This window comes from Maridesulfovibrio salinus, from assembly GCF_055394525.1.
In genome coordinates this window covers 2,663,005-2,674,144 of sequence record NZ_AP042461.1, presented here as the reverse complement: position 1 = coordinate 2,674,144, position 11,140 = coordinate 2,663,005, and the positions used below count along the sequence as shown (strand labels likewise).

At 44.5% G+C, this 11,140-nt stretch carries 7 protein-coding genes; 1 reads left to right on the top strand and 6 read right to left on the bottom strand.

Annotated elements, in window-relative coordinates; all coding sequences use genetic code 11:
- The first annotated feature begins 56 nt into the window (after window positions 1-56).
- A complete protein-coding gene (locus tag ACZ5PW_RS12135; protein ID WP_464553922.1) occupies window positions 57-353 on the top strand; it encodes a hypothetical protein in 297 nt (98 codons plus the stop codon).
- On the opposite strand, the gene ACZ5PW_RS12130 is transcribed toward ACZ5PW_RS12135, so the two are convergent.
- The 6 genes from ACZ5PW_RS12130 to tig all read right to left on the bottom strand — a co-directional run bounded on the left by ACZ5PW_RS12130 (window position 343) and on the right by tig (window position 10,855).
- The gene (locus ACZ5PW_RS12130; RefSeq protein ID WP_464560401.1) at window positions 343-1,389 is read right to left on the bottom strand and encodes a serine hydrolase domain-containing protein; all 1,047 of its coding nucleotides are present in this window, start codon (window positions 1,387-1,389) and stop codon (window positions 343-345) included. The two genes, ACZ5PW_RS12135 and ACZ5PW_RS12130, sit on opposite strands and share 11 nt — an antisense overlap.
- A gap of 227 nt (window positions 1,390-1,616) precedes the next feature.
- Window positions 1,617-4,067 carry an endopeptidase La gene (lon, locus tag ACZ5PW_RS12125; RefSeq protein WP_464553918.1) on the bottom strand — a complete coding sequence of 817 codons (2,451 nt, stop codon included), beginning with the start codon at window positions 4,065-4,067 and terminating at the stop codon, window positions 1,617-1,619.
- 359 nt (window positions 4,068-4,426) lie between these two features.
- Complete coding sequence (locus tag ACZ5PW_RS12120; RefSeq protein WP_464553914.1) at window positions 4,427-7,105, bottom strand: ABC transporter substrate binding protein; 2,679 nt, start codon at window positions 7,103-7,105, stop codon at window positions 4,427-4,429.
- A 295-nt stretch (window positions 7,106-7,400) separates the two neighbouring features.
- Entirely contained in the window at window positions 7,401-8,654 is a 1,254-nt protein-coding gene (clpX, locus tag ACZ5PW_RS12115; protein ID WP_464553909.1) for an ATP-dependent Clp protease ATP-binding subunit ClpX, read from the bottom strand.
- Window positions 8,655-8,660: 6 nt separating this feature from the next.
- Window positions 8,661-9,269, bottom strand: coding sequence for an ATP-dependent Clp endopeptidase proteolytic subunit ClpP (clpP, locus tag ACZ5PW_RS12110; RefSeq protein ID WP_464553905.1), 609 nt, complete (start codon window positions 9,267-9,269; stop codon window positions 8,661-8,663).
- A 278-nt stretch (window positions 9,270-9,547) separates the two neighbouring features.
- A complete protein-coding gene (gene tig, locus ACZ5PW_RS12105) occupies window positions 9,548-10,855 on the bottom strand; it encodes a trigger factor (protein WP_464553902.1) in 1,308 nt (435 codons plus the stop codon).
- Window positions 10,856-11,140 lie beyond the last annotated feature (285 nt).

The window sequence follows — 11,140 nt, the reverse complement described above, 5'->3', positions numbered from 1 at the left end:
ATACCAGTAAAGGGGGAAACAACTGAAGATTCCACACTCAAACGGGAAGGTGAACAATGTGGAAATCAATCATTATAGTCACAAGCCTGCTGACAGTTTTAGGAACAGCAAACGCTGAGGCAGCCGGCCTCGAATCGAATACAAAAAACACACATCAGGAAAGGATCGAAAGAAATGAACTGTTAGATGATTGGGCATCTTCTAACGAAATGATGAAAAGCTTTTATATAAGTGAAGATATCAGCACTGGTCTGATTTTCGGGCTAGACAAAAATTATCAGCAGTCACATGAAGGACCACGCGAGGAATCCGGCGGTATGGGTATAGGAATCGGATTCAGTTTCAGTTTTTAGTAAGAATCTCACTATCAGCTCTTTCTGAATTCATACCGGTAAAAAGGTTCGAACGGTTAACAACTCTCCAGAAAACAGACTCCGCGGTTGAGTTCTGCCCTCCTCCTTCAGCTTGGCCATTAGTCAGTATGACAAAATAATGATTCCGGTACATGAATGCCAATGAAGTATAAATCCCGGCATAATTGCCGTTATGCCCTTCCGCGTCATATTTGTTCATCACTCCCAGACCATAAAAGACTCCATAGTGGAGAGCTGGTTTATAATTGAACTGCTCTTCTAGAAGCTCTTTTCCTATACCGTAGCCATTCAAAAATTCAGGCAGCCAGACCATAAGATCTCGGGCATTTGAAACCCCATTGCCGGAGCACCAGGCCCATGATGGGTTTATCCTGAAACTCAGATCCTTGATGCCTCCTGTTCTGGGGTTATAATCATATCCTCTTGCAAAAGGCGCTTTGAGATCAGTCGTTGAGGTGGGGAAATAAGTATGTTTGAGATTAAGCGGCATTAAAATTCTTTTATGTACTTGATTTTCAAACGTATCTTTGGTCAACTTCTCAATAATCATTCCCAGAAGCACATAATTTGAATTGCTGTACTCAAAGAAAACCCCGGACGGCCCTGCCGGAATGTTACGATATTCCAGCAGCTCGGCGGGTGACCATGTTTTCCATGGTTTTGAACGGAATTCAGCCAGAAAATCCTTGTCTGTAGAAAAATTTCCTATATTACTGCGCATCTGCAATAAATGTCTGACTGTTACCGGGTCATTCTCTTCCAATCTCTCCGGCAGTATATCGCAAACGCGTGTATCAAGAGTCAGCTTCCCTTCCTTTACGAGCATTAAAATTACAGATGCAACAAATGTCTTGGTAATACTGCCTATCCTGAACCTATGTTTTGCTGTTACAGGCCTTTTCCTGCCAAGCCTACGAACTCCTGTATTCATATCCCACAATTGCCCGTCCGGGGTCTTAATAACCATCACCGCGCCGGGGATTCTGAAATCGTTCACGGCTTTCTCAAAAACCATTTTCACATTATCCCGTACTCCGGCATAAGCAAAACAGTCCGGACTTAACAAAACCAGACAACTCAACAAAAATAAGCTTAATCTTCTGAACAAATCAAAACCCGGTATGCTTGTTAGTTATTACTTCCCCTGAAGTATTGATAACATAACATACTGCGTTTTTGAATAAGGCATAAAAAAAGGTGTCCGTAAGGGACACCTTTATTAATCATACAAATTAATGACAACTAATGCGGCTGGCTCTGATACTCATCTTTGATCAGGTTCAAAGCAATAGGAGTCACATTATTCTTACCTCTGAACAACTCTTCAGCGGTAAGGCTGTCCAGTGCATGGCTGAGCACTTCATCCATATTCTCAACGGGAATTATCTCAAGATCATTAAGAATAGCATCAGGTACTTCCTTAAGATCCTTCTTGTTGTCTATCGGAATAAGGACGGTTTTGGACTGTCCTCTGTGTGCCGCAAGCAGCTTTTCCCTGAGACCGCCGATAGGAAGGACTCTGCCGCGCAGGGTTATTTCACCGGTCATGGCCAGATCGTGACGAACAGGAACATTGAGAAAAGACGATGCAATCGCAGTACAAAGAGTAATACCGGCCGAAGGACCATCCTTGGGGGTTGCTCCTTCCGGAACGTGGACATGTACGTCAATTTTCTCATGAAAATCAGACTTCAGACCAAACAGATCAGAACGGGAGCGGATGTAGGAAAGCGCAGCCTGAGCTGATTCCTGCATTACATCTCCGAGCTTACCGGTGATGACAACCTTACCCTTACCCGGCATGAGCACAACTTCAACCATAAGCATCTCACCGCCAACCTGAGTATAAGCAAGTCCAGTGGCAACACCCACCAGAGATCTATCCTCACTTGAGCCGAAGCGGAACTTGTGTACCCCTAGAATCTTGCTTAAGTTGTCCGGAACCACCTCAAGACTCTTTTCCTTATCCCCGGACTCCACAATCTGCATTGCGGTTTTTCTACAGACGCGGGCAAGCTCACGCTCAAGGTTACGTACACCGGCTTCACGTGTATAGGTACGAATGATGTCTATCATTGCATCATCGTCAACAGAAAGATTTCCTTCCTTGAGGCCGTGTTCCTGGACCTGTTTGGGAAGGAGAAAATCCTTTGCGATATGTATTTTTTCAGTTTCCAGATAACCGGGCAGCTTGATAATCTCCATACGATCCTGCAAGGGAAGCGGAATGGAGTGCAGATCGTTTGCCGTGGTTATAAAAAAGACCTTGGAAAGATCGTAGTCGAGATCAAGATAGTGATCACTGAAAGTTCCGTTCTGTTCCGGATCAAGAACTTCAAGAAGTGCCGCAGAAGGGTCACCCCTGAAGTCAGTGCTCATTTTATCTACTTCATCAAGACAGATAACCGGGTTGCTGTATTCGCAACGTCTCAATGACTGGATGATCTTACCCGGCAGTGCTCCCACATAGGTACGTCTATGCCCTCTTATCTCGGCTTCATCACGGACTCCACCAAGAGACAGGCGAACAAACTCACGCCCCATTGCTCTGGCGATAGAGCGTGCTATCGAGGTTTTACCAACACCGGGAGGGCCCGCGAAACAGAGGATAGGACCTTTGATGGTATCAACAAGAGCCTGAACAGCCATATATTCAAGGATACGCTCCTTGGGCTTTTCAAGGCCGTAATGATCTTCATCAAGAATCTTTCTGGCTTCGGCGATGTCCAGTTTGGTCTTCTTGTACCGATTCCACGGCAATTCCATCACCCAGTCCACATAGTTGCGCACAACAGTGTATTCTGCTGATGACGGGGCCATCTGGCGAAGCTTCTTGATTTCCTTGCGTACCCTTTCCCGGGACTCATCTTCCATCTCTTTGGCGTCAAGCTGCTCTTCAAGCTCATGAGCTTCAGCCTGAGGATCGTCTTCACGCCCCATTTCCTTATTGATGGCTTTGAGCTGCTCGTTAAGATAGTATTCGCGCTGATTCTTCTCCATCTGCCCTTTCACACGGTTCTTGACCCGCTTTTCAATGGACACAATTTCGATTTCACCGAGAAGAAGTTCATACACAGCTTCAAGTCGCTCAAGGGGATCAACCATCTCAAGGATGGACTGTTTCTTAATGAACTCAACCTTAAGGTGAGGCATAATGGAGTCTGCAAGTTTTCCCGCAGAACGAATAGTCGAGACTGCCAGAATAGTTTCGGGAGCGATTTTCTTGTTCACTTTACCGAAATTCTCAAGTGCCTCATGAACAGAACGCACTAAGGCTTCCGTTGCATGCTCACCCGCGTCCTCATCTTCTATTTTCTCAATATTGACGAGCGGAAAGTCATCCTTGAAGGTGATCCCGTCGACTTCAGGGTCCCAACTTGCACGGTGCAGCCCTTCAAAAAGGACCTTGATTGTTCCGTCAGGCAGTCTGAGCATCTGGAGAATTTTACTCACAGTACCTACTTTAAATAGATCCTGAGGAGTTGGTTTCTCTTTCTCGGGGAACTCCTGGGTAACCAGGAATATCTTCTTATCATAATCAGCAATCGCTTCTTCTATGGCCTTGATTGATGATTCCCGGCCAACAAAAAGGGGAACGATCGAGCGTGGAAACATCACGACTTCCCTCAAGGACATCATTGGAAGAATATTCTGTTCAGCGGATGAACCATTTTCATAAACTGTGGATGACATTCAGCCTCCTGCTTTCTACCCGAAACGGCTTATAAATGAGAACTGGAGCATAAATACTCTCAGATTACATTCCAAATTTTTCTTTAACTATACCCTGAATGAAACTAATTTCAATTGAATCATTCTCATGTCTGCAAAACTTATAACAGGCTAATAAGCTGCTACCTGTCATGCAGACTTATGAGATAATACCTCAGAACAGTTTGTCAAATAACCATGGCAATATTATCATACGAAAATCAAACGAAATTTAATATCGGGAAAAATATTATAACGAAATGAGCCGACAAAATTCATATCGGCAGATACCTGAATCTGTAATAGACTTTGTAAAGGTCAAAACTCCAGAAAGGAATGAATCAGTGATGGAACCGATTATCCAGAGGAAGGTCGATGATGAACCTGGTCCACTCTCCGGGGGCTGAGTAGACTTCCATACTGCCTTTATGAAGGTCGGTCACTATGAAATAAGATATGGCTAACCCCAAACCGGTACCCTCTCCTACCTGCTTTGTTGTATAAAACGGCTCAAAAATCCTTTTCTGAACTGATTTATCAATACCGTGCCCATTATCTTCTATTTCAATTCTGGCATTGTTATCCACCCTGCGAACCCGCAGAGTAAATCTGGGTCTGTCCCCATTGTAGTCTTTGGAGTTCATTGACTGGGCACCATTTTTCAACAGGTTGAAGAATACCTGCTGGATCTCACTGCGTTCGCAATAAATGGCCGGAGCACTATCATCATACTCCCGAATAATTTCAATTTTCCTGAAATCGTACTTACTGGTCAAGTCGTATTCATTGGCAGCTAGATCTATTACTTCATCCAGCATAAGCTTAGGATCGTGCTCCCTGAAATCACCGGCATTTTTTCTGCTGAAACTAAGCATGTTGCTTACTATTCTGGCAGCCCGTTCAGCTGCTGCATTAATTCCATCAATCATTTTGGGGATGCCGCGTTCAGTCATATATCCCTTGATATCAGCCATCTGTAGACCATACTCAGCCGCCACATCAAAATTGGCTTCCAGATCTCCCAATGTTCTGCGCTGTATATTCTGGGCTCCCTGAAGAATGGCACCAAGAGGATTGTTAATCTCGTGAGCCATGCCAGCCGCAAGCCCACCTACAGAAAGCATCTTCTCGTTCTGGATAACCATTTCCTCCAGGCGTACCCTTTCACTTACATCTTCAAGTATTATAACGACGCCTTTATTGTCTCCTGAATCGAGAGGATATATAGTTATATCATCATACTCGCCACTTCCTGCTTCACGACGAGGAACCCTTGAATCAATGTAAATCTCTCTGTTTTCCAGTGAGAACATAATTTTCTCCATCTGCGGGACAAGACGGGGAAATACCTTTTCAACCTTTTTGCCTACCGCGAAACTCGAACTGAACCCGCTATCCTGCTCCGCCCGGGCATTCCACTGAGTTACCCGGCAATGCTCATCCAGCCCGATCAAAACAAAAGGCATTGAATCGATTATGCTCTTGAGATAATTACGCAGCCCACTGATCTCTACTTCCGACCTTTTCCGCTCGGTTATGTCAGTATGGGTTCCTATCATTCTCAGAGCTCTGCCGTTCTCGTCCCTTTCAAACGCGTTTCCACGGCCAAGTATCCAACGCCATTCACCATTTTTAGCCTGCATGCGAAATTCAACTTCGAAATTTGCAGTTTTATTCTCTATGCAATCATTATTGGCTTTAAAAGCTCTATCCCGGTCTTCGTGATGTATGAGATCGAGCCATGATTCGACATGGGATGGAACCTCATCTACCGCATAGCCAAGCATAGCCTTATACCCGGGGCTGTAATACACTTCATCTGACTTTATATTCCAATCCCATATGCCATCCTTGTTCGCTTCCATGGCCAGCGCAAAACGTTCTTCACTTTCTCTTACTTTATTTTCGGTTTTGCGAAATCTTATATAGTAAAACAAAAATCCTGCCAAAAAAAGTATCAGTATCAACGCCAATGCTGACAGGAACAGGATTTCAAAACGATATTTCTGGAGCAGACTGAATTCATTATTAAGAATCACACTTTTATCAGGAAGATTGGAAAAACTAACATTAAATTCATTTAGCTGTTTGCGATCAAAAATGAATTTATTGGCATTCCCCCCCTCAACAACCGGAATATCCTTGATTGACTTTCCGCTGATAACATCCATGGCAATTTGAGCTGCAATCTTCCCCTGACTGAAATGAGAAACAACTTTTCCGCCAAGTACACCTTTACCTAAACCGTGCTCATAAAGATGAAAGACAGGAACTCTCAAATTAAGGTTTATATACTCCAAAGACTCATTGAAAGTCTTTGCTACGCCATTTTTATCCCTGTAAGCCGCGAGAAGCAAAGCCGCGCTGCTTTTGTCAATTCTTCTAAGTTTTTTTCCGAATTCATCCCAGCTGAGATCTGCCAGAGAGATTATCTCAAAATTAATATCAGGAAAGTCAAAGCGAACGTCTTTCAGTACATCCAGATCGGCCTGTCCACTCGGGGTAGAATCGACAAGAACCGAAACAGTATCGGTCCCAGGAAGAAGTCTCGGGATTAATTCAATAGTCTCGGAAAGAGAGGCTGCTTCAATGACTCCGCTGAAACCATCGTTATGGTTCATCATTCTGGCTATATCCTGATTATTTACACCACAGAAAACTACAGGCGTTTCAGGAAACAATTCGCCTCGATATTCAAGTGCAAACTTCAGCGCGTTATCATCAGAGGTAATTATAACTTCATAGGGCGGAAGTGATTCAAGCTTCATTTTAATGAGGTCATGAAAAGCGGTAAGGTTCTTCTGGTTATAAAATCTCTTGGTATCCATGAACTCTACGTCCAATTGAATCCCTTCCGGATCAAGAACGGACTTAACTCCTTCAATCTGCTGAAAAAAAGTCGGAAAAGCAGGGTGATAAGCGCTTATCATAAGCACTCTTTTTTCTTCACAGTAACCTTTTGGCACAAGAAAAAATGGAATAACCATCATAAGGAACAGCACGGCAAACAATTTTCTCATACCACCAAAAGACTCCTTTTTATCGGCTTGGACTAAATTTAGAAATAAAATAGAATCTATTTCAACAAAAAGGCAATAATTATCTGCATAACACCAAAATTTATGTTTATTCTACGCTTCTCAAAGACTCCATACATGTTAAAGTATTATTTTAAACATACTTCATTAGAGCATTATTGCCAACCCCGAGGAAAACCAAGCAATCAGATTCATCCACCTCAACCAACTGGCCTTATTAACAAAAAAAAGCCCCCGGTCGAAACCGGGGGCTTATAAACTCAATATTTAAAAGCAGCTATGCGCTTTTCACCTCATTGTGAAAAAAAAGCAGCGGCTCTATACCTGTCTCAACAACGCTTTTATTAATCACGCATTCCTTGACTCCACTCATTGAAGGCAATTTGTACATGATATCCAGCATGATTGATTCAAGAACATTTCTAAGACCGCGTGCACCGGTCTTTCTTTCAACGGCCTTGGCTGCGATAGCTTTAAGAGCATTTTCAGTGAAAGTAAGGCGGACACCGTCAAGTTCGAACATTTTCTTGTACTGCTTGACCAGAGCATTCTTGGGTTCCTGAAGAATGCGCACAAGGTCATCTTCAGTAAGCTCAGACAAAGCAGTCTGAACAGGAATACGGCCCACAAATTCGGGTATGAGACCAAATTTCACCAGATCAGCAGGTTCAGCCTGAGTGAAAAGTTCACTGATTCCTTTCTCAGTTTTGGTTTCAACTTTAGCCCCGAATCCAATTCCAGCACCGGACATGCGCTGCTGAACGATTGAATCCAGACCGATAAAAGCTCCACCAAGGATAAAAAGAATGTTGGAAGTATCGAGCCTGATAAACTCCTGCTGGGGATGCTTACGCCCGCCCTTGGGAGGAATATTGGCCTCGGTTCCTTCAATAATCTTGAGCAGAGCCTGCTGAACACCTTCACCAGAGACATCTCTGGTAATTGAAGGACTGTCACCTTTGCGGGAAATCTTGTCTATTTCATCAATATAGATAATTCCCCTGGATGCAGATTCAATGTCGTAATCAGCATTCTGCAGCAACTGTACAAGAATATTCTCGACATCCTCACCCACATAACCGGCTTCGGTCAGGGTGGTGGCATCAGCTATGGCGAAGGGAACTTTCAGAACACGCGCCAGAGTCTGTGCCAGCAGGGTTTTACCGGAACCGGTGGGACCAATAAGCAGAATGTTGCTTTTATCAATTTCAATATCTTCGTCACTGCTGGACTGAGCATAGTAAACACGCTTGTAATGGTTGTGAACCGCCACAGCAAGAATCTTCTTCGGGTGGTCCTGGCCAATTACATACTCATCAAGCAGGTCCTTAATTTCCTGCGGAGACAGGAGCTTACCTGCATCAAACTCCTCGCCGACAGCTTCCTGAGCCATGATGTCATTACACAACTGCACACACTCGTCGCAGATATAAACATCCGGCCCCGCAATCAGCCTCTGCACCTCGTCCTGAGATTTGGAGCAGAAGGAGCAATGAAGGTCCTGTCCCGAACCTTGTCTCTCATTACTCATCAGGAATTAACCTTCCTTGGATTCAATGTTTCCGCGTGATTCCAGAATCTTATCGATGAGACCATACTTTAAGGCCTCTTCGGCAGACATGAAATAATCGCGGTCAGTGTCTTTTTCAATCTCCTCAATGGACTTACCGGTGTTGGCTGCCATGATGGAGTTGAGAGATTTTCTCAGGCGGAGAATCTCTTTCGCCTGAATATCAATATCTGAAGCCTGCCCCTGCGCCCCTCCAAGAGGCTGGTGAATTAGAATACGACTGTGAGGCAGGGAATATCTATGCCCTTTTTCGCCGGCACTCAGCAGAAACGCTCCCATGCTGGCCGCCTGCCCCATGCAAAGGGTGGCAACCGGAGCAGAAATGTATTTCATGGTGTCATAGATGGCAAGTCCGGCAGTCACTACTCCGCCGGGGGAGTTTATGTACATGTAAATTTCTTTTTCAGGGTCTTCAGACTCAAGAAAAAGCAACTGAGCACTGATCACACTTGCAACATGATCGTTAACTTCGCCGCTGAGAAGAATGATTCTGTCTTTGAGAAGACGTGAATAAATATCGTAAGCGCGTTCGGTACGCCCGGTAGTCTCAATAACAATAGGTATGGTTCCAGACATCTATCTCTCCCGATGAGAACATTAGCAGTATGAAAGAGGATACTGAATTAACTGAATTAAATAAACCGTTCCCTTTAAACGGACATTTTTCCGATAACATATCCTAAACATTTGACGGCTTGAGGACAAGTATAAATCCCGCAGACCGTTTAAATCGGCAATACGCAGTAAATATGTTCTATAAAAACAAAGTCAACCCATGAATGTTCAGTTGAAAAAGAAAGGCGGCACAGTCCTGAACAAACCGTGCCGCCGGAATAACTATAGATGAAAACTGATTATTCTTCGTCCTTCTTAACAGGATCGATTTCAGTGATATCAGCGTTCTCGTAGATGAACTCAGCAGCTTTGTCTGCAAGGAGTCTATCCTTGAGGGGGACAAGCAGGTTGTGCTCTTCATAGTAGGACTTAACGGAGCTGAAATCCTGCTGGGTCTGCTGGGCGATCTGGTAAAGAGCACCTTCTACTTCCTGGGGCTCAACGCTGAGTTCTTCGCGTTTGGCAACAGTCAGCAGGAAGATTTCAGTGCGCACGGAATCTTCAGCCATGGGGCGCTGCTCTTCGCGGAGTTCTTCCATGCTCTTTCCAAGAGACTCAAAGCTCTTGCCGGAACGCTCAGTGCGGGAAATAAGATCCTGAACCATACGTTCGAGACGGTCATCAAGAAGGGAAGGAGGAAGAGCAAAGTCGAGATCCTTAACAATTCCTTCAATAAGCTTGGTCTGTGCGGCGCTCTTGCAAAGCTGCTTGCGGTTGGCCATGTAGGACTGTTTAACAACTTCACGCATTTTCTCTACGGACTCGAAGCCACCAGCCTGCTTGACAACATCATCGGTAAGCTCAGGCATTTTGCGCTCTTTAACCGCATGAACGGTTACCTTCATGGTAGCGGTTTTGCCTGCGAGATCAGTATTGATGAAATCTTCAGGAAATTCGATGTCGGTTTCACCGGATTCGCCGGGCTTCAGAGTCATTACGAAGTCTTCAAATTCCTTGAGGGAGTGACCTTCGCCGATAGGCAGGTCAAAGTTGTCGGCCTCAATACCGGGAACGGGCTCACCGTCAACTTCCGCGGAAAAGGTAACAGTTGCCATCTCGCCTTCTTTTGCGGGACGGTCTTCATCGATAGGCGCAATTTTCGCCATGGACTGGAGAAGTCTCTTTTCAACTTCTTCAAGTTCGCTGTCAGCAACTTCTGCACGCTCTTCTTCAACTTTAAGTCCCAGATAAACCGGGCTTTCGAACTCGGGAACAACTTCGAATTTAATAACGTAGTTGAAGTCTTCACCGCGAACGAGTTCTTTAGCGTCAACATCAATCTTGGAAACGGGAACGAAGGACTGCTCGTTGAGAATTTCATTGATCTGGTAGTTGATCAGATCGGTTGTAGCTTCGTTGATAATCTGTTTCTTGTACTTGGACTGGATAACGGAAGCCGGAACCTTGCCCTTTCTGAAACCTTTAACAGGAGTCTGCACCTTGTACAGAGCGATGGTTGCGTCAAGAGCTGCACCCACTTCTTCTGCGGGTACGGAAACTTTGATCTCTCTCTCTACCGGTGAAATCTCTTCAATATTAAAATCCATTTATAGCATCCTCCTAAAATATATCTGCCCGGAACTTAGCGTGAGGCAGTTGGGTACATTTATAATGTCCGCGAAACGTGAAGTCTTTCACATTTCCCTTACAAAAGAACTGGGATTATTTAGGCAGTTTGCCCACAAAGTCAACCCCTGTGGAGGATTCCAAAGCAAATTATCTGATTTTCATTCAACTTTTATCTTCATCAGGGATGGAATCCGTTAAATCCTTTCCCCAATCATTAAAATTTAACCTACGCATTCATAACTATATACCTCATTATCCAGACC

Excerpts from the sequence above, each read along its gene's own strand:
- tig (WP_464553902.1), bottom strand. The coding sequence starts at position 10,855 with ATGGATTTTAATATTGAAGAGATTTCACCGGTAGAGAGAGAGATCAAA.
- ACZ5PW_RS12135 (WP_464553922.1), top strand. The coding sequence starts at position 57 with ATGTGGAAATCAATCATTATAGTCACAAGCCTGCTGACAGTTTTAGGA.
- ACZ5PW_RS12120 (WP_464553914.1), bottom strand. The coding sequence starts at position 7,105 with ATGAGAAAATTGTTTGCCGTGCTGTTCCTTATGATGGTTATTCCATTT.
- clpX (WP_464553909.1), bottom strand. The coding sequence starts at position 8,654 with ATGAGTAATGAGAGACAAGGTTCGGGACAGGACCTTCATTGCTCCTTC.
- ACZ5PW_RS12130 (WP_464560401.1), bottom strand. The coding sequence starts at position 1,389 with ATGGTTTTTGAGAAAGCCGTGAACGATTTCAGAATCCCCGGCGCGGTG.
- lon (WP_464553918.1), bottom strand. The coding sequence starts at position 4,067 with ATGTCATCCACAGTTTATGAAAATGGTTCATCCGCTGAACAGAATATT.
- clpP (WP_464553905.1), bottom strand. The coding sequence starts at position 9,269 with ATGTCTGGAACCATACCTATTGTTATTGAGACTACCGGGCGTACCGAA.